The 20,797-nt window shown below is 63.2% G+C and carries 19 protein-coding genes; 3 read left to right on the top strand and 16 right to left on the bottom strand.

The window, feature by feature from the left end; all coding sequences use genetic code 11:
* Nucleotides 1-34: 34 nt before the first annotated feature.
* The 11 genes from AC1DYW_RS32650 to AC1DYW_RS32600 form a co-directional block, all read right to left on the bottom strand.
* Entirely contained in the window at nucleotides 35-1,723 is a 1,689-nt protein-coding gene (locus AC1DYW_RS32650) for an ABC transporter ATP-binding protein (RefSeq protein WP_477228926.1), read from the bottom strand.
* Nucleotides 1,723-2,667 carry an acetamidase/formamidase family protein gene (locus AC1DYW_RS32645; RefSeq protein ID WP_477228925.1) on the bottom strand — a complete coding sequence of 315 codons (945 nt, stop codon included), beginning with the start codon at nucleotides 2,665-2,667 and terminating at the stop codon, nucleotides 1,723-1,725. The genes AC1DYW_RS32650 and AC1DYW_RS32645 overlap by 1 nt, the downstream gene beginning before the upstream one ends.
* A gap of 104 nt (nucleotides 2,668-2,771) precedes the next feature.
* Complete coding sequence (locus AC1DYW_RS32640; RefSeq protein ID WP_477228924.1) at nucleotides 2,772-4,400, bottom strand: ABC transporter substrate-binding protein; 1,629 nt, start codon at nucleotides 4,398-4,400, stop codon at nucleotides 2,772-2,774.
* Nucleotides 4,401-4,429: 29 nt separating this feature from the next.
* Entirely contained in the window at nucleotides 4,430-5,350 is a 921-nt protein-coding gene (locus AC1DYW_RS32635; protein ID WP_095088311.1) for an ABC transporter permease, read from the bottom strand.
* A 2-nt stretch (nucleotides 5,351-5,352) separates the two neighbouring features.
* Nucleotides 5,353-6,201 (bottom strand): ABC transporter permease, encoded by an 849-nt coding sequence (locus AC1DYW_RS32630; protein WP_457152773.1) that lies wholly within the window; start codon nucleotides 6,199-6,201, stop codon nucleotides 5,353-5,355.
* Nucleotides 6,202-6,208: 7 nt separating this feature from the next.
* Complete coding sequence (locus tag AC1DYW_RS32625) at nucleotides 6,209-6,793, bottom strand: ANTAR domain-containing response regulator (protein ID WP_477228923.1); 585 nt, start codon at nucleotides 6,791-6,793, stop codon at nucleotides 6,209-6,211.
* Nucleotides 6,790-7,929 carry a transporter substrate-binding protein gene (locus AC1DYW_RS32620; RefSeq protein ID WP_457152775.1) on the bottom strand — a complete coding sequence of 380 codons (1,140 nt, stop codon included), beginning with the start codon at nucleotides 7,927-7,929 and terminating at the stop codon, nucleotides 6,790-6,792. Before AC1DYW_RS32620 ends, AC1DYW_RS32625 begins: the two co-directional genes overlap by 4 nt.
* A 477-nt stretch (nucleotides 7,930-8,406) precedes the next feature.
* Nucleotides 8,407-8,841: a hypothetical protein gene (locus AC1DYW_RS32615; protein ID WP_477228922.1), complete on the bottom strand. Its 435-nt coding sequence runs from the start codon at nucleotides 8,839-8,841 to the stop codon at nucleotides 8,407-8,409.
* A 498-nt stretch (nucleotides 8,842-9,339) separates the two neighbouring features.
* Nucleotides 9,340-10,029: an RraA family protein gene (locus AC1DYW_RS32610; RefSeq protein WP_477228921.1), complete on the bottom strand. Its 690-nt coding sequence runs from the start codon at nucleotides 10,027-10,029 to the stop codon at nucleotides 9,340-9,342.
* Complete coding sequence (locus AC1DYW_RS32605) at nucleotides 10,022-11,167, bottom strand: alpha-hydroxy acid oxidase (RefSeq protein WP_477228920.1); 1,146 nt, start codon at nucleotides 11,165-11,167, stop codon at nucleotides 10,022-10,024. The genes AC1DYW_RS32610 and AC1DYW_RS32605 overlap by 8 nt, the downstream gene beginning before the upstream one ends.
* Nucleotides 11,168-11,268: 101 nt before the next feature.
* Complete coding sequence (locus AC1DYW_RS32600) at nucleotides 11,269-12,174, bottom strand: SMP-30/gluconolactonase/LRE family protein (RefSeq protein ID WP_477228919.1); 906 nt, start codon at nucleotides 12,172-12,174, stop codon at nucleotides 11,269-11,271.
* An 891-nt stretch (nucleotides 12,175-13,065) separates the two neighbouring features.
* Between AC1DYW_RS32600 and AC1DYW_RS32595 the strand changes: the two genes are divergently transcribed.
* Nucleotides 13,066-14,127: a medium chain dehydrogenase/reductase family protein gene (locus AC1DYW_RS32595; protein ID WP_477228918.1), complete on the top strand. Its 1,062-nt coding sequence runs from the start codon at nucleotides 13,066-13,068 to the stop codon at nucleotides 14,125-14,127.
* Nucleotides 14,128-14,422: 295 nt separating this feature from the next.
* Here AC1DYW_RS32595 and AC1DYW_RS32590 read toward each other — a convergent pair whose 3' ends face one another.
* Entirely contained in the window at nucleotides 14,423-14,632 is a 210-nt protein-coding gene (locus tag AC1DYW_RS32590) for a hypothetical protein (RefSeq protein ID WP_477228917.1), read from the bottom strand.
* 569 nt (nucleotides 14,633-15,201) lie between these two features.
* Between AC1DYW_RS32590 and AC1DYW_RS32585 the strand changes: the two genes are divergently transcribed.
* Complete coding sequence (locus AC1DYW_RS32585; protein WP_477228916.1) at nucleotides 15,202-15,699, top strand: sulfocyanin-like copper-binding protein; 498 nt, start codon at nucleotides 15,202-15,204, stop codon at nucleotides 15,697-15,699.
* Between the two features lie 33 nt (nucleotides 15,700-15,732).
* Nucleotides 15,733-16,461 (top strand): ABC transporter ATP-binding protein, encoded by a 729-nt coding sequence (locus tag AC1DYW_RS32580; protein ID WP_477228945.1) that lies wholly within the window; start codon nucleotides 15,733-15,735, stop codon nucleotides 16,459-16,461.
* Between the two features lie 66 nt (nucleotides 16,462-16,527).
* On the opposite strand, the gene AC1DYW_RS32575 is transcribed toward AC1DYW_RS32580, so the two are convergent.
* From AC1DYW_RS32575 to AC1DYW_RS32560, 4 genes are all read right to left on the bottom strand, one after another.
* The gene (locus AC1DYW_RS32575) at nucleotides 16,528-16,797 is read right to left on the bottom strand and encodes a hypothetical protein (protein WP_477228915.1); all 270 of its coding nucleotides are present in this window, start codon (nucleotides 16,795-16,797) and stop codon (nucleotides 16,528-16,530) included.
* A gap of 77 nt (nucleotides 16,798-16,874) precedes the next feature.
* Nucleotides 16,875-18,590: an ABC transporter permease subunit gene (locus AC1DYW_RS32570; RefSeq protein ID WP_477228914.1), complete on the bottom strand. Its 1,716-nt coding sequence runs from the start codon at nucleotides 18,588-18,590 to the stop codon at nucleotides 16,875-16,877.
* A 59-nt stretch (nucleotides 18,591-18,649) separates the two neighbouring features.
* Complete coding sequence (locus tag AC1DYW_RS32565; protein WP_477228913.1) at nucleotides 18,650-19,687, bottom strand: ABC transporter substrate-binding protein; 1,038 nt, start codon at nucleotides 19,685-19,687, stop codon at nucleotides 18,650-18,652.
* A 25-nt stretch (nucleotides 19,688-19,712) separates the two neighbouring features.
* Nucleotides 19,713-20,797, bottom strand: a 1,085-nt coding sequence (locus tag AC1DYW_RS32560) for an ABC transporter ATP-binding protein (RefSeq protein WP_477228912.1), incomplete at its 5' end; no start/stop codon positions are given.

Here is a 20,797-nt window from a genome sequence, read left to right as displayed (position 1 = left end):
GCCGAGATGATTTGGTGCGCCGGTCTCTGCAACACTACTTCTGTGGGTTTGCGACGCGTGGGACCGGTATAGGCACGGCGGCGATCAGTTCACGCGTGTAGGCTTCGCGCGGTGACGACAGCACCGCGCGGCGTGCGCCAGCCTCGACGATGCGGCCGGCGCGCATGACGGCGACGTTGTGGCTCATGCGCTCGACCACGGCCATGTCGTGCGAGATGAACAGATAGGAGAGCCCGAGCGTCTCCTGCAGCTCCAGCATCAGGTCGAGCACGCGCGCCCGCACCGACACGTCGAGCGCGGCCACGCTCTCGTCAGCGACGATCAGCTTCGGCTCGAGCGCCAGCGCCCTGGCGATACAGATGCGCTGGCGCTGGCCGCCGGAAAATTCGTGCGGATAGCGCGAGGCATGGTCGGCGGCGAGCCCCACGCGTCCGAGAAGCGAGGCCACTCGCTCACGCCGCTCGCTCTTGGTGCCGATGCTATGAATAGCGAGCGGCTCGGCAATTGCCGCACCGACCGTCATGCGCGGGTCGAGGGAGGCGTAAGGATCTTGAAAGATCATCTGCGCGGCGCGGCGCACCGGCCGCATCGCGGCGGCGGAAAGGCCCTGGATGGCCGCGCCGCCGATGGTCACTGCACCCGTGAAAGGCACTAGGCCGAGCACGGCCTTGCCGGTGGTGGATTTGCCGGAACCGCTTTCACCGACGAGGCCGAGCGTCTGTCCCGGCATGATGTCGAAAGAGACGTCCTGCACCGCCGGCGCCTCGGCGGCGCGGCGACGGAAAAGGCTGGCGGAAGCGCCGTAATCGACGACGAGGTTCTTGACCGACAGCACCGGCGCGGCGCCCTCTGGCGCGGCTGGTTGGACGGTGGCGGTGACCCTCGGCGGCGCGTCGGTCGCGGCGTACGCGCCGAGGCGCGGCACGGCGGCGAGCAGCTCGCGCGTGTACTCGGCTTGCGGCCGCTCGAAGATGTCGAGCACCGGGCCTGCCTCGACGATGCGGCCGTCACGCATCACGGCCACCCGGTCGGCCATCTCGGCGACGACGCCCATGTCGTGGGTAATCAGGATGATGGCGGTGCCGAATTCCCGCTTCAACTCGCGCATCAGTTTCAGGATCTGCGCCTGCACGGTCACGTCGAGCGCCGTCGTCGGCTCGTCGGCCAGCAGCACTTTCGGCCGGCAGGACAGCGCCATGGCGATCATGACGCGCTGGCGCATGCCGCCGGAGAGCTCGTGCGGATATTGCTTCATGCGCCGCGCCGGGTCGTTGATCTGGACGACGTCGAGCATGGCACGGGCGCGGCTTTCGATGCTGGCGCCTTCCGCGCCCTGATGGGTGCGGATCGCCTCGGTCAGCTGCGCGCCGATCGAGTGTACCGGATTGAGCGAGGTCATCGGCTCCTGGAAGATCATGGCGATCTCGCCGCCACGCACATCGCGCATGGCGCGCTCGGACAGGAGCGGCAGGCTCTGGCGATCGAGCCTGATGTCGCCGCCGGCGATGCGCAGCGAGGTGCGCGGCAACAGCCGCATGATCGAAAGCGCCGTCACCGACTTGCCCGAACCGGACTCACCGGCGATGCACAATGTCTCGCCCGGCGCCAAGGCAAAGCTGATGCCGTCGATGACGCGCCTCGCCCCTTCAGGCGTCAGCGCGTCCACCGACAATTTGTCGACGGTCAGGACGGCATCCTGCTTTGGCCCGGAAGCATCCGCCATCAATTGAAGACGATTCTTGGGAAGTAGAACGAGACGACCCAGTTCGGCATGTCAACGATCTCGCTGATGCGCAGGTCGCCGCAAACCGAGCAGAGCATGTAGGCGTCGACCGGCTTCAGCCCATGCTCCGCGGCAAGCAGGTCGACCATGCGCATGACGCTTTCGCGCGCCGCGGTCATCAGGTCCGGCCCGATGCCGGTGGTGGCCTCGTAGCCGGCCGCGTCGAGATGGCGGGTCACCGGTCCCGGCGTGGTGAAGCGCGGGCTTTGCAGCCGCGCGTCCTTGACCAGCTCGATCGTCGCCTCGACATCCATACGGCTCTCGATGGCGGTGCCGCAGACCTCGCCGTCGCCTTGAGCGGCGTGGGTGTCGCCGATCGAAAACAGCGCGCCCTCGACCTCGACCGGCAGATAGAGCGTGGTGCCAGCCGAAAGGTCGCGGATGTCGAGATTGCCGCCGACACGGCGCGGCGGCACGACCGAGTGCAGGCCGGGTTCGGCAGGCGCCACGCCGATCGTGCCGGCGAAGGGTTTTAGCGGTACGCGGCCACCAGGGCCAAAGAGTGCCGGCGTCATCGCGGCGGCGTCATATTTCCAGATGTGCAGCGCCGGCTCCTCGAACTGGTCGGCGAGCAGGCCGAAGCCCGGAATGTTGGCGGTCCAGCCGAGGCCCGACGGTTCGAAATGGCGCAGCGTGATCTTCAGCGCATCGCCGGGCTTGGCGCCCTCGACATAGACCGGTCCGGTCACCGGATTGACCTTGCCGAAATCCATCGTCCTGACGTCCGCGACCGTGGAGCTGGCGTTGAACTGCCCGCCTGAGGAATCGAGACATTCGAAATGGATTGTCGAGCCGGGCCTTGCCGTCAGCGCCGGCTCGAAGTCGCGGTTCCAGCCGAAATGATGGCTGGCGCGATGGATGGTGTAGTCGCACTTCACGCACATGGTTTTTTCTCGTTGTCTTGGGCAAGCCGCCCTCCCGTGCAGGCGGCATCATGGGACGGTCCCGGCGGCGAGCCGGATGCCTGCCGCCGGGAGATGAGAAGAGCCTATTTGTTCACGTAGATCGCTTCGTAATCGATGACGCGGGTGGGATCGATGTAGATCTCGTCCGGGCCGCCCATGCGCTTGGACTTGGCCACCACGCGGCGTTCGTTGAAGACCGGGATCCAGGGTGCTTCATTGGTCTGGATGTCGGTGAAGATCTGCGCCCAGGCCTTGTTGCGCTCCTCGGCCTTGGCCGGTACCGGCATGGCGTCAGCGGCCTGGCCGCGGGCGTCGATGTCCCTGTTGCAGTACCACGACCAGTTCCAGCCGCCGGCAACAGCGCTGCCGCAGCCCAGGATCGGCCCGTAGAAGTCGGACGGATCCGGGAAGTCGGCGATCCAGCCGAGGCCGCCGGACCAGACCATCGGCGCCTGCCCCTGCGTGCCGCCGGCGGCGATCACGTTCGGGTTCGCCACCGCCTTGATCTCGGCCTTGACGCCGATCGCCGCCAAATCCTGCTGGATCGCCTGGGTGATGCGTGGCTGCGGATCGGTGTTGGAGGTGTAGATCTGTGTCGAGAAGCCGTCCTTCAACCCGGCTTCGGCAAGCAGCGCCTTCGCCTTTTCGGGGTCGTAGGCATAGCCCTTGTAGTTCTGGTCATAGCCCGGCATCAGCGGCGGCAGCACCTGGCTGGCCGGCGTGGCGCGGCCGTTGATGATGCGCACGATGCGGTCCTTGTTGATGGCCATGTTGACGGCCTGCCGCACCTTGGCGTTGTCGAACGGCTTCACCTGCGTGTTCAAGGTGACATAGCTGGTCTCGAGCTGCTGGCGGTCGACGATCATGCCCTCGAACTCGGCCGACTTCTTCATCTCCAGATATTTCGCCGGCGGGATGCCGTCGCCGGCGATATCGACCTCGCCCTTCTGCAGGCGCAGCAGCGCCACCAGCGGCTCCTGGCCGACTTCGACGGTGAAGCTGTCGACATGCGGCCGGTCCTTGACGAAATAGGCGGGGTTCTTCTGGAAGACGAGGCGCTGGCCGATCGTCCATTCCTTCAGCGTGAAGGCGCCGGAGCCCACCGGGTGTTTGCCGAAATCGCCATTGGCGGCTTCCACGGCCTCCTTCGGCACGACGGAAGCGAAGTTCAGCGCCAGGACGTTGAGGAAGGTGGCGTCGGGCTGCGAGAGGGTGAACTTGACCGTGTGGTCGTCGACCGCGGTGATGCCTTCCATCGTGTCGGCGGTGCCGGCGGTCATCTTGTCGGCGCCGACGATCGAGTGGAAGAAGCCGGCGCCGGGGCCTTGCGTCTTCGGGTTGACGGCGCGCTCGATCGACCACTTCACGTCCGCCGCCGTCACCTCGCGGCCGTTGGTGAACTTGACGCCCGGATGCAGTTTGAAAGTGTAGATCTTGCCGTCGTCTGAGATGTCGTAGCTGTCGGCAAGCGCCGGCCCGAGCTCCGTCGTGCCGGGCTTGTAGTCGACGAGGCGCGAGAACAGCGCGTTGATCATCGACCAGTTCTGCCAGTCGTAACCGACGGCCGGGTCGAGCGTGGCGATGTCGTCCTTATAGGTGACGATGATGTCGCCGCCATTGTTCGGCGTGTCGGCGAAGGCAAGCTTGGCCGGCACCAGGGCGGAGGTGGCGAGCAAGGCCGCCAGGCCCATCCTTTTGGCGAATTTGTTCATTGAGTTCACTCCTCTGTTGGTTTTGTTGGTTATTGGCTGCGGATGCGCGGGTCGACGAAGGGCGCGATGAAGTCGGCGAGCAGATTGCCGAGCACTATGGCCAGCGCCGAAACCAGGGTGACGCCCATGATGATGGGCACGTCGACCTGCTGGATGGCCTGCCAGGCGAGCTGGCCGATACCGGGCCAGCCATAGACGGCCTCGACCACCACCACGCCGCTCATGAACTGGCCGATGTCGATGCCGACCATGGCGATGATCGGCAACAGCGCGTTGGGCAGCGCATGGCTGAGCACGACACGGCGGCCGCTGAGACCCTTGGCATGGGCGGTGCGCACATAATCCTGGCGCAGCACCTCGATCATGGCCGAGCGCACCATGCGCGCGTACCATCCGGCGCCGAGCACGCCGAGCGTGAGGGCCGGCAGCACCACATGCCGCGCGGTGCCGAAGCCGGACATCGGGAACCAGCCGAGCGTGGCGGCAAAGACGTATAAAAGCAGCAGCGCCACGACGAATTGCGGCGACGAGACGCCGACGAAGGACAGCATCATGATCGAACGGTCGACGAAGCCACCGCGCCAGACCGCCGCGATGATGCCGAAGGTCAAACCAAGCGCCACCTCGACGACGATGCCGGCGGCCATGAGCACGAGCGTCGCCGGCAAGCGCGCCAGGATCAGCGGCAGCACTTCGGTCTTCTGCGTGTAGGAGCGGCCGAGGTCGCCATGCAGCAAAGAGCCGACATAGTGCAGGAACTGCATGATCAAAGGCTGGTCGAGGCCGAGCTCATGACGGATCGCGGCCACCATCTGCGGCGTAGCTGAGCGGCCGGCGATCAGCACGGCGGGGTCGGCCGGCAGGTAGTAGAGCAGAAGGAAGGTGATGGCGGCGACGCCGAGCAGGATCAGCACGGCCTGGACAAGACGGCGGGCGAGGAAGACGGCCATCGTTACAGCCTCCCGCGCTGCGTCGGGTCGAGGATGTCGCGCAAGGCGTCGCCGATCAAATTGAACGACAAGGCGGTGGCGAGGATGATCGCGCCGGGGATGAATACCAGCCAGGGCGCATCCTGGAAATAGCTCTGGCTCTCGAAGATGATGTTGCCCCAGGAGGGTTGTGGCGGCTGCACGCCGATGCCGAGAAAGGACAAGGTCGCCTCGAGCAGCACCGTGGTGGCGATGCCGAGCGTGCCCCAGACGATCGCTGTCGGCATCAGATGCGGCAGGATGTGCAGGAAGATGATGCGGCCATTGCCGGCGCCGAGCGAACGTTCGGCGACGATGAAGTCGCGCTCCACCAGGCCGCGCGTTTCTGTGTAGACGATGCGGGCGACCTGCACCCAGTTGACCAGCGCGATGACCATGGCGACGATCCACAGGCTGGGCTTGAGCAACGCCGCGAGCGCGATGGCGAGCAGCAACGCCGGGAATGCCATCATCAGGTCGGTGAAGCGCATCAGCAAATTGCCGACGGTGCCGCGCAGATAGCCGGCGAGCAGCCCGACGAGAAGGCCGATCGCGACGGCGACGCCATTGGCGACGAGACCGATGATCAGCGACGTGCGGGCGCCGAACAGAACGCGCGAGAAGAGGTCGCGTCCAAGCGTGTCGGTACCGAACAAATGCTCGCCGCTGGGTGGCAGCGGTGCGCCTTCGAGCGACAGGCCGTCGGTGAGCTGGTTGTCCGGCGAGAAGTGCACGATCCAGGGCGCGAAGATCGCCGCCAGCAAAACGATGACGACCACGATCAGCCCGAACAGGGCGGAAGGCCGTCTGACAAGTTCGCGCAAAACCCGCATGCGGCGCCTACATCGCCCGCGGCACGGGCTCATGCCCGGCGACGATGGCCGCGGCGACATGCTCGACGGTGAGTCGGCGCTGCATGGCGAGGCGACACAGGATGCGATAGGCGCCGTCCTCATCCGTACCCTGCGCGGCCATGATCGAGCGCATAGCGTCATGGACGATCGGCCTGAGCCGCAAGCGCTCCTCCAGGCCGGCAATGCGCGCCCGCACAGCGGTACGCTCGTGATGGGCATGTGTGGCAAGCACCAGCGCCGGATAGACCGAGGAGGCGACGACCGGCTTTGCCATGATCGCGCCGGCGCCCTTGGCCAGCGCCCAGGCGATGCGGCCCGGCGCTTCGGAGCCGAGGAGTGCCACCACCGGAACCGGTGCATCGTCGCCATTCCATGGCAACAGATCGTCCCACCCCTGATCGGCATCGACCAGGACGATATCGGCCGGCGTCTCGGCAAGATCGAGCGGCTTCCACTGCACCAGAACGGTGACGCCGAGACGTTCAAGCTGCCGCTTCAGGCGCTCGATGTTGTCGTCGGCGCGATGCAGGATCGCGGCGCGCCAGGAAACGAAATTGGGCGTGCGCGTCATTGCACCACCCTCAGATGCGGGGCGTGCTGGATGGGCAGCGTGCCGACGAGATAAGGGTCGGCGGCGATGGCGCCATGCGAGGCGATGATGTCGAAGCCGGAGCGCTCGTTGATGCGGCCCAGATGGAAGGGCAAGGCGGCGTGGTTGGTGCGCGGATCGATGGCCAGCGTGCCGAGCACAGTCTGCCGCGGCCGGGCATGCAGGAAGCCGCGCACGCTGGCAGGGTCGTCGCGGTCGGCCTCCGACACCGCCTCGGCGCAAAGTTTCACGGCGGCGTAGGCGCCGGCAAAGAAGCTGGAGACGCGACGCTCGGCGCCGAAGCGGGCGGCGACGCGTTGCTTGAAGCCGCGGTTCTCGAACGACGCCAGGCTTTCGAAATAGGAAGCCGTCGAGAGCTGGCCGATAGCCACGCCCGGCTCGATCTCGCCGAGCTCGCATTCGGTCAGGTCGCAGCTCAGCACCGGGCAGTGCTCCGGCGCGAAGGCGGGATCGTGCGCGGCGAGCTGCTTGACGGCGGCAAGGAAGGCATAGCTCGAAGGGCCGATCATGTTGTTCAGGATGAAGTCCGGCCTATGGCGCTCCAGGTCGGCGATGAGCAGGCCGACATCGGTCTCCTCGATCGGCAGGCAGCGCTCGCCCACCACCTCGCCGCCGGCGCGCATGAGAAGCTCGCGCGCCAGCCGGTTCATCTCCCAGCCCCAGACATAGTTGGCGCCGGCGAGATAGACGCGCTTGCCGTGGCGCGGCAGCATATAGTCGAACAGCGGGATCAGATGCTGGTTGGGACAGGCGCCGGTGTAGATGACGTTCTCGTTGGCCTCGAAACCTTCATAGGGGCAGATGTACCAGAGCAGCCCGTCATATTTCTCGACCAGCGGGATGACATCCTTGCGCGACAGCGAGGTGATGGTGCCGATCACATTGCGGCAGCCCTCGTCGCGCAGCATCGAACGGATCAGATCGAGGTAGCGCTCCGGCTGCCCGGCCGGATCGCCGAACACCGGCTCAATGCGCACGGGGCTGCCGGCCTTCTCCAGTTCCTCGATGGCGAATTCGGCGCCGGCGCGGCAGTCGCGCCCGATCGCCCCGTAGGGACCGGTGGTCGAATAAAGAATACCGACCCTGAACGTCTTCACCCGGACCTCAAAAAACAAAGGCCCCACACGCACCCCATGCTCGATGAGACGCGGCGGGGCCATGCTGCCCTTGTCCGGCCTTGCCGGACGCGATGTGTTACGCGGAAAAATGTGCGCTTGCGAAATAGAACACGAGCAGGCGCACACTTGTCAACGGCGACTTGCTCGAATGGAATAGCTTGGAGGTTAGCTCATTAGACGGTCGGCTCGACATGGAGCATGCAGGTCAGTCCACAGTCTGCATTTCGGCCGGGCTACCTAAGGCTGCCGGTTAGAATGCGAGCTGATCGACTGCCTACAATCCGGCAAGGGGAAATGCCCGATCCTGGCTTGATCACGACCTCCAAGTGGTCGCAAGCATTTCCGCTTTCGTGAAGCGTCGAGGCTGACCTCTACGACCGAGATGAGGCGCGAAGCAGTCGTTTGAGATGGTAGCCAGGAAAGGATTGTTACGGACTACCTGTCGCTCCAGTCTTGTTATGGCTTGTTCAAGGCATGCGACCAGGCGCCCACTTCCGAGCGACTCACGATCACACTACCCGCCTCGATTTCGCGCTGCATGCGCTGTCCCAAAGTTTCAATATCGACCTCAGCGGCCGTCGCAACTCCCCGGCTCTGGATTTCCGGCAGCATCGTGACAATAAGTTCGGCGGTCTGGTTTGACCATTCGAATCCGCCCTTGGTTCCCCCAACCACCGCCTCCATGTGCATTGAGGGCGCGGGCAATCCAGCCGCACGGAATGCCGCATCGAGCTTGATACCCATATTGGTCTCGATACCTTTGAGTTCGCAAAGCCAAAGTCCAATCACCCCGATCCATTGCTTGATGATCCCGCAAGCACAAACGGACATGCGGTCGCGGTCCCCGTTGTCTGGTTCGATGTCGCCAGGATCGATGAACCGCTGGAACAAAACACCGGCTCGGACCGTGCCGCGGCGTTAAGTCCCCAGACGACGAGCAAAAGATGAACCGCCCATAGAGCCGGCGCGAGCAACGACGAGAGAACCGTTGCGGATCGCATAGCTAATTCCTCTCGTAGAAACTGTTAGGACGGTAGTGGCTTCCAACGCATCAGCCGCCTTTGACGGGACGCGAAGCCCCGATGGCCTAGGCATAGCTCGATCTCGTAACCGACCAATTCCGCTGGCCGCCAGGTCTGTTTCCAGCTTGTTTCGATCTCGATGCCACCCTTGGCGGAAGTATGTCCATCACGTAAAGCGTATGTCTTGCAGGAGCCCCCTATGTAGCCCCGCCCAGAGACCTTGCCTCGGCTTCGCTTGGCACCGTGGTCATCAAGCCGCGGTACCGACACTGACATGACTGGGGCTTCGCGCGCTCGCGGTTAGGCGCCACTTCGTCGGCCATCATGTCGTCCCCTCAAATCTCTTTTGCAATTCGGCGCCCCCATTTCAGTCAACGAAGCGCGTCCTGTCGGACCTGAGGACGACCTCAGCGAAGTCGGGCACTTCCAGACCCTGGCGGACCTGGGCCTCAAGAACCTGCTCGGCCGCCCTGACGGCGGCGAGCCGCGCCAGCACTGTCTTAGCTTCCAGGCGGGGCACCACGGCGACGCCATCGCGGTCGCCGACGAGTATGTCTCCCGGCGAGATAGTCACTCCTCCCAGCACCACCGGAAATCCGACAGTGCCTGGACCATTGCGCGCCGGCGAGTTCGCGATGACCCCAGCACAGTAGACCGGCAACCCGACCGCCTCGATTCCGACAATATCGCGAACGAGGCCATCCGTGATGAAGCCGGCGATCCCTTTGTTCCGTGCCATGCCGAGCACGAGATCCCCAGTGACTGCCGCACCGGCAAAGCTGTCGGTGGCCGCAACAATGACATCGCCAATCACGGCGGCATCCAACGCCCCAAACAATGCGAGATTGTCGGCGGGGCCGCAGTGACATGTCACGGCGACGCCGACCAGCGTAGCAGTACTTGGCGATAGGGGCTTGATTGCATGGTGCAGGGCCCCGCGCCCACCCATGGCGTCGATGACGTGGCTGACGGGCACGCCCGAAAAGGCATTGATGATTTCTGCTGCAGGCCGTTCGAAACGGCGCTTGATGGTGAGCAAAGGCGGGTCTTCAATCACGTGGCAGCCTCCTAGCCTGGACGAACGAAAGACAGTCCGGCCCGAGGTCGCGCAAGGTCCGTGCCCCCATCAGTGCCATGACCCGGTCGATCTCCTTGCGATAGAGTTCGAGCACGTGTCGCACACCATCCTCGCCGGCGACCGCGAGCCCCCATAACTGCGGCCGACCGATCAGACAGCAGGAGGCGCCGAGCGCCAATGCCTTGACGACGTCAGAGCCTCGCCTGATGCCGCCGTCAATCAGCACCGGAATGCGCCCGTCGACAGCTGTGACAACTGCCGGCAACGCGTCCAGCGACGCGGCGGCGCCGTCGAGCTGGCGTCCGCCGTGATTAGACACGATGATGCCGTCGATTCCGCGTGCCACGGCCTCGGTGGCTTCGCCGGGATGCAGGATGCCCTTCAGCAACAACGGTCCGGACCAAATGGTGCGCAGCCAGTCAACGTCCGCCCAGGAGAGCCCGGGGTCGAGCAGTGAGGCCATGCGGCCCGCCAGCGCGCCGACCGTCGCCGTCTCGCCGGGGCGCGCGTAATTGCCGAAGGTCATTTTCGGGAGTCGGGTGCGCATACGCAGCAGCCACACCGCCTTGGTGGCGGCGGCAAGCGTCCCGGCCACGCCGAAGCGCGGCGGGATAGCAAAACCGTTGCGGATGTCGCGTTCCCGGTTGCCGAGCATCTGATTGTCGATGGTAAGCACCAGCGCGTTGTATCCTGACGCCCTTGCACGATCCACCATTTCTCGGGTGAAGCCGCGATCGGTATAGACGAACACCTGCATCCACCGCGGAGCGGTCCCAGTGGCCGCTATGTCCTCCAGCGTGCACACCGAGCCGTGGCTGGCGCAGTAGAAGGTGCCAGCGGCCGCCGCGGCTCGGGCTGCCGCGCACTCACCGTCGGGCCAGAACAGACCGGCCAGGCCGGTTGGCGCGATGCCGAGCGGGATGGCAAGCTTCACTCCGAAGAGGTCAAGGGAAAGATCCCTTGTTGCCGCTCCATTGAGTGGTCGCGGCAGAAGGGCAACCTCGTTGAAAGCCTGCTCGTTCCGGCGCAGCGTTCGCTCATCCTCGGCGCCGCCGTCGGCGAAGTCGAACACCGGGCGCGGCAAAGTCCGCCGCGCGGCGTCGCGGACCGCGGCCACGCTGTACAGGCGCCTCAGCGCTGCCGGCGAAGCATGCGATGCCGCAACGGGGGCACCGCCGTTGACCAAAGGGGCTAGGTTCGAGAGAGTCGAGGAGCTACTCACGGCTTCTTACCGCCGATGCGACCGTGGTGCGTCGGTCCACCGCCTCCCGGAACACGCATGCAGCAGAGGGTGCCATCGAAGGAGGGGTCGCTGCCGGTCGCCAGCACGCCGGCATTTGTCACCCAAAGCATCTCGCCCGAGAAGACGCAGTTGGTCGTTGCCTTGCCGCAGATGAAGAAACCTTCCGCTGTGCCGTCCGGCCTGAGCACATGAATCCCGTTGGCGGCAATATCCGTTACATAAAGGCGACCATCGGCACCGATCTTCAGCCCGTCGGGGATCGGGTTCGTCCCGGGCAAGCGGCCAAGGTCTTCGACGAAACCATCCGGACGCTGCCGCTTGACGCGCCCTGTATAGGACTCGCCCCAGACGATAGAGCCGTCGGCCTCGACCGCCACTCCATTCGGGAAGGTCGGTTCGTCGAAGCCGAGAACAAGGTACGCACTGCCATCGGGGTTGATGGCAAAGATGTAGCTGGGGTCGGGGTTCCTGGGTTTGTAAGTGCCAGGATCGCTGAAGATAAGCCGGCCATCAGCAGCAAATACGAGATCGTTTGGACCATTCAGCCGAATGCCCGCAACTTCGGTCAGCAGGATTTCCGGCTTTCCGCCTTCGGCAACTCGCTGGATCGATGGCTTTGTCATCTCCGCGGCCCGCCAAGGTCCGGTCGTGCCGCCGTTCTGGCAGACATAGAGCAAGCCATCCGATCCGAGAACGCAGGCATTGGGCGCTCCCGCAACATATGCGAACTGGCGAGCGGTTCCATCATGATCTATGGCCGTCAGCTGGCTGCGATAGCTTTCGACGATGACAACGCGCCCGTCAGGGAGCACCGTTGGGCCCTCGGGCCAGCCGAGGCCGGTGGCGACAACCTCGACCGCCAGCTTTTCAACCTCGTTCATCGTGCGATCTCCAGACCGGCAACCTATCAAGATTTGTCGGGTACAATCCAGCCTGGCGATCTGGCAGGCAGTCGGACCCGGCGACTCGAAAGACAGTTCCCCGGACGTGCGGCTTGACGGAGCCCCACAAGCCAACCCCTACTCCCGCCGCCGACAAAGCCGGGAGGGGGCCACCAGCGCCAATAGAGCGGGGTCTCGCCGGCAGGACAGGGATTATACGAACACGGTCGAAGTGGAGAAGGTTGGTTCCCAGTGCCTTTCCCTCTACCACCTTCAAAGTCCAAACAATTCTCTGCTCCGCTGGCAGGCGCTCTGAAGCCCAGCGTTTGCAGGGTGTGTGGCCAAAAGCTGGGGAGTGCCACAGCGCCCTGAGCGTGCAAATTGCTCTCTGAATGCCCATTATTCTCCTAAGCTGTGGAGTAAGCCCCAAAAATCCCCAGGTTTTGACGACAGGAATATCAATGCTTTAGCATCAGCCTTGCTGCGGGCAGTTTTGCGGTTCGCTCGCCTGGCCAAGAAGACCACAACTATTCCATCGCTCCCTAGGTCCGGTTTGCGCTACATCGCCAAGCCACTGCTCGGACGTTGCGTCTTGGCCGGAACCGGAATGGCGGCTTTCCGGCTTCGCAACGAAGATATCGGACGTTCGACCTGCCGGGTCGGGGTCGTGAGCCCAAACAGTCATTTGTTTCCACTCACGCCCAATGGTAGCTGATCCAGCCACTGTCGAGGCTGCGTCCCAATGTCTTTCTGCGCAAATAAGCAGCTGTTCGTGGGTGGATACCGATTTCTGTGGGTTTGATCTGGAGCAAGTCGCTTCATACCCGCGCCCGCTACCATTTCGTTCGAGTTTGCCGTCAGTGGAGGAGTCCAATCTGGACCGAGCCTGCCATGAAGTCTCTGCGCGTCGTTGTTCGCCACCATGGCGGACCTGAAGTTCTGGAGATTGCGGAGGAAGAGGCCCCCCATCCGGCATCAGGTGAGCTGCGGGTGCGAACAATCGCCGCCGGCGTCTCCTTCGCAGAGCTATTGATGCGGGAGGGGATTCATCCGGAAAAGACGACCCTGCCATTCACGCCAGGATGGGACATCGTAGGCATCGTGGACGAGGCCGGAGAGGGAGCGTCCCGAGCGATGGTTGGTAGAATGGTTGCGGCGCTGCCCATTCATGGTGGCTACGCCCAGTTCATCTGCCTGCCGGAAGCTGAACTCACTCCGGTTCCAACTGGTGTTGATCCCGCCGAGGCAGTTAGCCTCGTGCTGAACTACGTTACGGCCTATCAGATGATGCATCGCCTTGGGCATGCCTCAGCGGGACAACGGGTCCTTATTCATGGCGCGGCCGGCGGAGTGGGCACGGCCCTGCTGCAACTTGGCCGCCTGGCAGGTCTGGAGATGTATGGAACCGCATCTCTTTCAGCTCATCAGATCGTATCAGATCTCGGGGCCACGCCGATCGACTACGAGCGGGCCGACTTCGTCAACGAGATCCATCGCCTGACAAACGACGGCGTGGATGTCGTCTTCGACGGGGTCGGCGAAGCCAATGTCTGGCGTTCGTTTCGGGCTCTAAGGCCTGGTGGCCGCGTCATAGCCTATGGCTTCACTTCATTTCTGCAGAAGGGCCAACTGGCAGGGGGGTTGCGTTATCGTCTTCGCGGGATATTGCGACCTGCGTGGTACGCGGTCCGCGCTTTCGTTTCACCAGGCCGACGACGCATACTCCCTTACAGCATACAATATTTGAAACGGTGGAAGCTCGCTTGGTTCCGCGAAGATCTCGGCGCCTTACTCGAGCTGCTTCGCGACGCGAAGATCAAGCCGTTGGTGGCTGAGCGGATGCCCTTGACCGAGGCTCGTCGCGCCCAGGAGCTGCTCGGTCAGGGAGGCGTTAAGGGCAAGCTCGTGCTGATCTGCAATTCGCTTGCCTCCCGAGAAGGATTGCCGAGCTAGAGCAGAGCCTTTGAAACGTGAAGGGCCGCCTCCGGCGTCGGCCTTGATCGTTTCAACGACTGCTTCACGGCGCAATCACGACGTCCGCTAACCTCAGAGACCAAAAAATCGCTACCGCGCCTACTCATTCCTCCAAATCCTGCAGCGATAGCATGGCGGAGGACTTCTTCGCCTCGCAAGTGCCTCATCGTGGCGATAAGCCCGGCTTGACACATTGCGGCCCGCCGGCTGATCGAAGCGCGCGAGTTCGAAGTTCGAAGAGCGATAAAGTCAGCGAGCGTCGCGGGTCCCGAGCCTAGGCCAGTCCATCAGTCTCGCTCTCCTCATCAAAGGCATCGGCACCCAGCCGGCCCGCAATGACCAACCAATCTCGCACGATTGTTTGCAACACTTCAGGCCGCGAAAGCTTCAACTGCGCCGCCAACAAGTCGACCGCCTCGTCAACCTCGGCTTCCAAGGCAAGGCCCGAGGTGTTCCTCAGCCGCAGGGCTGCATTCATCAACATGACTTGCAGGTCCGCGCGAGACATCCGAAATATGTGCAGCAGCAACCTCGAGTTTCTCGGCGAACGCTCGGTGGGTCATGGGTCCAACCTAGTTGTGAAAGCTATTGAGATCGACCTCTCCGCGAAAACAGCTCGGCAGTAATTTCGTCTCTGTCCCCACCATGCCTGGCGATCAAAGCCAGCGCTTCCTGGCGACCAATGTTGCCGAGCTTCATGAGGTACGGAACCTCAAACGTTCTCTTGTTGAAGCGCCATTCTGGCACGCGCCGTGGTGCTGCCTTTCGCGCTGTTGTTCCATCTTGACGCATCATTGACTCCTCATCCTGATGTGATGGTGGAGACGCAAATTCCGTGCCTCTTGGGCGGCAGTTCGACCGGCGGCAGGGAGGCACAATAAAGGACGCGCCTCCTTCAGGACCCGCTCTTCGCAGCTGGGCGACGCTAATTTCGATCCGGCACTGAGCAGTCACGCCGGTCAGTTTGATTTGGCGCAAGGACGGCGGGTAACTCCGCGAGCAGGATGACGGCCGGGGTGTAGCGCTTCCGCTGCCGTCCCGAAGGAGATTGCCATGAAAACCATATCGACGAGGGCAGCGCTCGGACTTGCTGCCGCAATGCTCATGGCTGACGGTGCTGGCGCCGTCCGGGCTGCTTCCCTTGTCGAAATCTCAATGTGGGACAAGGGCGCGGGTATGGAGATGCCGATGGGGCTCGCCTATGCGACGCCAGGACTCGATATCACCAAGGCGACCATGGGCATCAAGGCTTCGCCGGGCACGGTGAAGGCCGGAGAGGTCACATTCAAAGTGATCAACGACTCCAAGGATACGGTTCATGAAATGATCGTGATGTACCTTGCAGAACCCGGCAAGCCGCTTCCTTATCTTGAGGCCGAGAACCGGGTCGACGAAGACAAGGCTGGCGACAAGGGCGAGGTGTCGGAACTCGATCCGGGCAAATCAGGCACATTGACCGTCGAACTGAAGGCAGGAAAATACCTTCTTATCTGCAACGTGCCTGGTCACTATGGGGCCGGCATGTGGGCCGAATTCACGGTTCATCCATAGGAGGGGACCGGGCTTCGCAAACGTTTCGGCAATCTGGAGGTTTTGAAGGGCATCTCCCTTGAGGCCAGGGAGGGAGACGTGGTCTCGATCCTTGGTTCTTCCGGATCGGGAAAGTCGACGATGTTGCGCTGCATCAACATGCTGGAAATTCCGGATGAAGGGCGCATAGAGGTCGGGGGCGAAACAATCCTGCTTGAGAAAAAGGGCGGGAAGACGCGGCCGGCCGACATGCGGCAGCTCCAGGGGATACGCGCACGCGTCGGCATGGTGTTTCAAGGGTTCAATCTGTGGTCTCACATGACTATCCTCGAGAACCTCATCGAAGCACCCATCCACGTCCAGAAACGTCCTCGCGCGGAATGCATTGAGGAGGCGGAGGCGATGCTGGCCAAGGTGGGTATTGCCGACAAGCGCAACCACTATCCGGCGCACTTGTCCGGCGGCCAGCAGCAACGAGCGGCGATCGCACGGGCGCTTACCCAGCGGCCCAAAGTCATGCTGTTCGACGAGCCGACCTCGGCGCTCGATCCCGAACTTGTCGGCGAGGTCCTGCGCGTCATGCGCGCGCTTGCCGAAGAAGGCAGGACGATGCTCGTGGTAACCCACGAGATGGGTTTCGCCAGAGATGTCTCCAGCAAGGTCGTATTCCTGCACAAGGGCCTGGTCGAGGAAGAAGGACCGCCAGGCGAGCTCTTTACTGCCAGCCGATCGGACCGCTTCCGTCAGTTTCTGGTCGGTAGCAACGGCCAGGGCCACAGCTAGGTCAGTCGTGCTCGGGTCGTGCGCTGTGTCGCCAGAAGCTGGCTCGTTTCGCTGCCGCTATGCGAGCTATGAGCCGGATGCGCCGGAGCACGGCATCGGGCCCCAGCGGCCATTGGTGGTATGGATGGTCGAGACTTCGGGGAAGCCGCCCAGCACCCGGACCACGCGGGTGCCGGTGGGCACCCGGGAGGTGGTGCCCACCAGCGTCCTGGCCGCCGCCGCCACGAGGCCAGGATGGGGATCAACATTGGAATGAGTTTCGACCGAGGCATACACGGCTGCTCCGACTGAGAAGCGAAGCGTCCACAGTACTTCCGATGGAGGTAGGTCCTGCACATGATTGATCTCCGTTTCCGCACTCGTAGCTGCGCCGCTTGTACGAGGGCCGTTCTGAGACCGGTCAAGAAACGGGTTCAGGAACGCGCTTGCAACGACAACAGAGCGGTTTTACGGCGCCCGAGGACAACCGCCATGCCGACGATGACCACGACGCATGTCGCGCCGAGCAGCATGGCGGAGACGGCCGCGGATTCGGGGCTTGTGTTGAAGCGGATCCCCTCCCACAACTTTCTCGGCAGTGTCTTCACCGACAGGTCGCTGAGGAAGATCGAAGCCACCGATTCATCGAATGAGAGAAGCATCGCAAGCAGAGCGCCGACGGCCAGGCCCGGAAGCAGCAGTGGGAAGATGATGGTGCGAAAGATGCGCCACGGATTGGCCCCGAGGCTCGCAGCGGCGAGCGACAGCCAGGGGTCAATGGAACTGTGTGTCGCCGATGCGACGAGATAGACCACGGGAAAGACCAGAACCGTATGAGCGATGATGATGCCTGCCTCGGTATCAACGAGCCCGACGCGCGCGAAGGCGAGATAGGCCCCCAGCGCGAAGACGACGGCCGGCACGCTCAAGGGCGCCAGTACCAGGGCTTCGGCAGCACCCTGAAACCGGAAATGGCGACCGAAACCGAGTACTGTGAGAATGGCCAGGACGAGGCTTAGAACACAAGTGACAGCGCCGATGCGAAGACTGGTCAGCGCCGCCGCAATCCATTCCGGGCTGCCGAGGATCTTCTCGAACCATCGCATCGAATAACCGGGAGGCGGAAAGATAAGCACGTCCGCCGAACTGAACGACACCGGGAAGAGCACGACCAGTGGAAGAAGAATGAAGACAGATATTGCGCAGAGATAGGCCGGTTCGACAAACCGCGCGCTGAAGTGCCAAAACGCCGGAATGTGGAAACGCGAGGTTGGCAAGGCTACCGACTTGCGAAGAAGCGCCTTATCCGCCTGCACTGCCCCCTGTTGCGGCATGGCGGGCGGCAATGAGCCCGGACGCTGCCACCGCGAGAAGTATCGCGCCACCGCGGAGAGCGCCATGACGACAATCGTCGCCGTCGCGGCAAGCGTAATGCCGAGTGCTGCGGCGAAAGCCCAGTCAGCCCCAGTCTCGATTTCCGACTGGATCACTTGTGCAAGCATCTGCTGGCGCTGGTTACCGAGGAAGGCAGGCGCAATGAAGCTCGCCATGGTGAATAGAAAAATGATGGTGACACCGGACTGGATGCCGCGGATTGCAAGCGGGACAACCATGCCCAGCCAGGCGCGCAGTGGGTTGGCGCCGAGCGTATGAGCAGCCAGAAGAATGCGCCCGTCGATGCGCCGCAGGACACTGACGAGGGCAAAGACCATCATGGGAATGGAGGAGTGCACCAGGGCTAGAACGACCGCCGGCTCGCTGAAGAGAAGGGGGAGCGGCTCCGAAATCAGCCCGAGGCCGAGAAGCGTCGCGTTGACAAGGCCACGCTGTCCGAGGATCGCCAACCAGGCGAAAGTCCGCACCAGCACGCTGGTCAAGAAGGGAACCAGCACCAATAGACCGAGAAGAAGGCCCTTCACTCCGCTCGCCCGGCTCAAGAGCCACGCCAAGGGAAACGAGACGACGAGCGTTATCGCAGTTGCTTCCAGACTGATGCGCACCGTCGTTGCGATGATCTGCGGGTACGGATTCCCAAAAATCCGCAGGAAACGCCCGACGGCATCACCGCCGAACGCCTCTGGCACGATATTCAGGAGCGGGAGAGCGAAAGCGAGGAGGAGCAGAAGGAACGCTGGAGCGAGCAGGAACACGCTCCACCAATTGATCAACCCGTTCCGCCTCATTTTCATTTGCTCCTGTCGACGTGCCGTCACTGCATGATGTAGGTGGACCAGCGGGCCTTCACAGACTCGTAGTTGTCGTGCCACCATTCTGAATCGAGGACTGCGCCAAGCTTCGCGTTGTCCGGATTGCTCGGCAGGTTCTTGGCGACGGCTGGGTCGAGGAGCTTCAGCGCATCGACATTGGTCGGGCCGTAGGGGATCTGCCGGGTCAGTTCCGCCTGCTGCTCGGGCTGGATGGCGAAGTTGATGAACTTCATCGCCTCGGCTGCATGCGGAGCGCCCTTCATCACGGCCCAGAATTCTGTATCCGACAGCGAGGCGTCCCAACTATAAGCCCAGTTGGCGCCTGCTTTGATGGCGTCGTTAACTCGGCCATTCGCGATGTAAGCCAAGTCGATCTCGCCCTGCTGGATGAGAGCCTGCTGATCTGAGGCACCCTTGTAGCCAACGATCTGATCCTTGACCCGATCGATAACCTTGAAGGCGCGATCCACATCCAGGGGGTAGAGATCAGTGGGCTTTACGCCGTCACCCATCAGAGCGAACTCGAGGGAGTAGGTCGGGTCCGACGGCATCACGCGGCGGGCTTTTACCGCAGGGTCGAAGAACTGAGCTGCGGTCACGCCGTTCGGGAACTTCTCCTTGCTCCACGCGAGATTCGTACCGAACTTGATATAGCCGACACCGTACTGCTTGCGAAACTCGGCCGGGATGCCGTCGGCCTTTATGACAGAATAGTCGAGTGGTTCGAGAAGCCCGTCTTTCACCTCGTTCACAAAAGCGGGGCTCTCGGCGGAGACGACGTCCCAGCTGATGTTGCCGCTCTGCTCCATCGCCTTGACCTTGGGATAGCCGGTGCCGGTGGTGCCGGTAACTTTGGCACCCGTGGCTTTGGCGTATGGCTCGAAGAAAGCCTTTGTCTGCGCGTCCTGGAACGCCCCGCCGTAGGAAGCGATAACGACCTCCGCCGGATCCGCTGCAGGCGCCGCCTGCGCAAACAAGAAGACGCTGGCCGCGGCGAGCAAGCCGGCTGAGATACCAATATGCGGTCTGTTTGTTGTCATGGGTTCACCCTCCTTAATATCCGCTTCAGGGAGATCCTTCAGCCGGAAGAACAGCGACGGATGCCGGCATCCATCGCGCGATGACGGGTTTGCCGGGAGCCAGGTGTCCGGCCGCATCATCTCCACGCGTGATGCTGGCGAGCAGGGACTGCCCGTCGGAAAGTTCCAGCGCCACGCGCCAGCCGGCGCCGAGGTAGGTGACATCGCGGATCGTCGCGGGAACACCAAAGGCACTGTCTGATACGATTTGGGGTGCGGAGCGGACGGAGACGTTCTCCGGCCTCACCACAATATCGAAAGGCGCCGTCGCGGGGGACGGCAATGACTGGCGCACGCCGGCGATCTCGTATCCACGGCCGCCATCCGTCGCGGTAACGCGCAGAATCGAGCACTCGCCGAGGAAGCGTGCCACGAAGTGATTGGACGGTGCGGCGTAGATGGTTTCCGGATCGGCGACCTGGAGAAGCCGCCCCCCGGCCATGATCCCGATCCGGTTCGCCATGGCCATGGCTTCCGACTGGTCGTGTGTCACGTAGATGACGGTGATGCCGAGCTCGCCCTGAATGCGCTTCAATTCCTGCTGCATCTGGTCGCGGAGCCTTCGATCGAGGGCGCCAAGCGGTTCGTCCATGAGCAGGAGGTCGGGGCCGAAAACGAGAGCGCGGGCGAGCGCCACGCGTTGCTGCTGCCCACCGGACAACTGCGACGGATATGAAGACCAGCGATCGGCAAGATTGACGAGACCGAGCGCGGCATTCACTCGCGCCTCGCGCTCGGCACGTGCGACGCCGCGCATCCTCAGCGGGTAGGCAACGTTCTCGGCAGCCGACATGTGCGGGAAAAGCGCATAGTTCTGGAAGACCACCCCGATCCGTCGCCGATGCGGAGGCACGTCCGAGACGGACGTGCCCGACATCAGCACGCGGCCTTCGGTTGGCGTGTCGAACCCCGCCAGGAGCATGAGGAGCGTCGTCTTGCCGGAACCGCTCGAGCCGAGCAGCGCGAAGAACTCCCCCGACGAGATGTCGAGGGTAACGTCGCTCACCGCAGACACACTTCCGTAGCGCCGGGTGACACCCTGAAAGGAAACGGCGGGGAGTGGCTGGCCTG

The organism is Mesorhizobium sp. P2_D5 (assembly GCF_056404355.1).
Note: the sequence above shows the minus strand (reverse complement) of the source record. Positions and strands in the feature narration are given on the sequence as shown.

Excerpts from the sequence above, each read along its gene's own strand:
- AC1DYW_RS32650 (WP_477228926.1), bottom strand. The coding sequence starts at position 1,723 with ATGGCGGATGCTTCCGGGCCAAAGCAGGATGCCGTCCTGACCGTCGAC.
- AC1DYW_RS32645 (WP_477228925.1), bottom strand. The coding sequence starts at position 2,667 with ATGTGCGTGAAGTGCGACTACACCATCCATCGCGCCAGCCATCATTTC.
- AC1DYW_RS32640 (WP_477228924.1), bottom strand. The coding sequence starts at position 4,400 with ATGAACAAATTCGCCAAAAGGATGGGCCTGGCGGCCTTGCTCGCCACC.
- AC1DYW_RS32635 (WP_095088311.1), bottom strand. The coding sequence starts at position 5,350 with ATGGCCGTCTTCCTCGCCCGCCGTCTTGTCCAGGCCGTGCTGATCCTG.
- AC1DYW_RS32630 (WP_457152773.1), bottom strand. The coding sequence starts at position 6,201 with ATGCGGGTTTTGCGCGAACTTGTCAGACGGCCTTCCGCCCTGTTCGGG.
- AC1DYW_RS32625 (WP_477228923.1), bottom strand. The coding sequence starts at position 6,793 with ATGACGCGCACGCCCAATTTCGTTTCCTGGCGCGCCGCGATCCTGCAT.
- AC1DYW_RS32600 (WP_477228919.1), bottom strand. The coding sequence starts at position 12,174 with ATGAACGAGGTTGAAAAGCTGGCGGTCGAGGTTGTCGCCACCGGCCTC.
- AC1DYW_RS32595 (WP_477228918.1), top strand. The coding sequence starts at position 13,066 with ATGAAGTCTCTGCGCGTCGTTGTTCGCCACCATGGCGGACCTGAAGTT.
- AC1DYW_RS32590 (WP_477228917.1), bottom strand. The coding sequence starts at position 14,632 with ATGTTGATGAATGCAGCCCTGCGGCTGAGGAACACCTCGGGCCTTGCC.
- AC1DYW_RS32585 (WP_477228916.1), top strand. The coding sequence starts at position 15,202 with ATGAAAACCATATCGACGAGGGCAGCGCTCGGACTTGCTGCCGCAATG.
- AC1DYW_RS32565 (WP_477228913.1), bottom strand. The coding sequence starts at position 19,687 with ATGACAACAAACAGACCGCATATTGGTATCTCAGCCGGCTTGCTCGCC.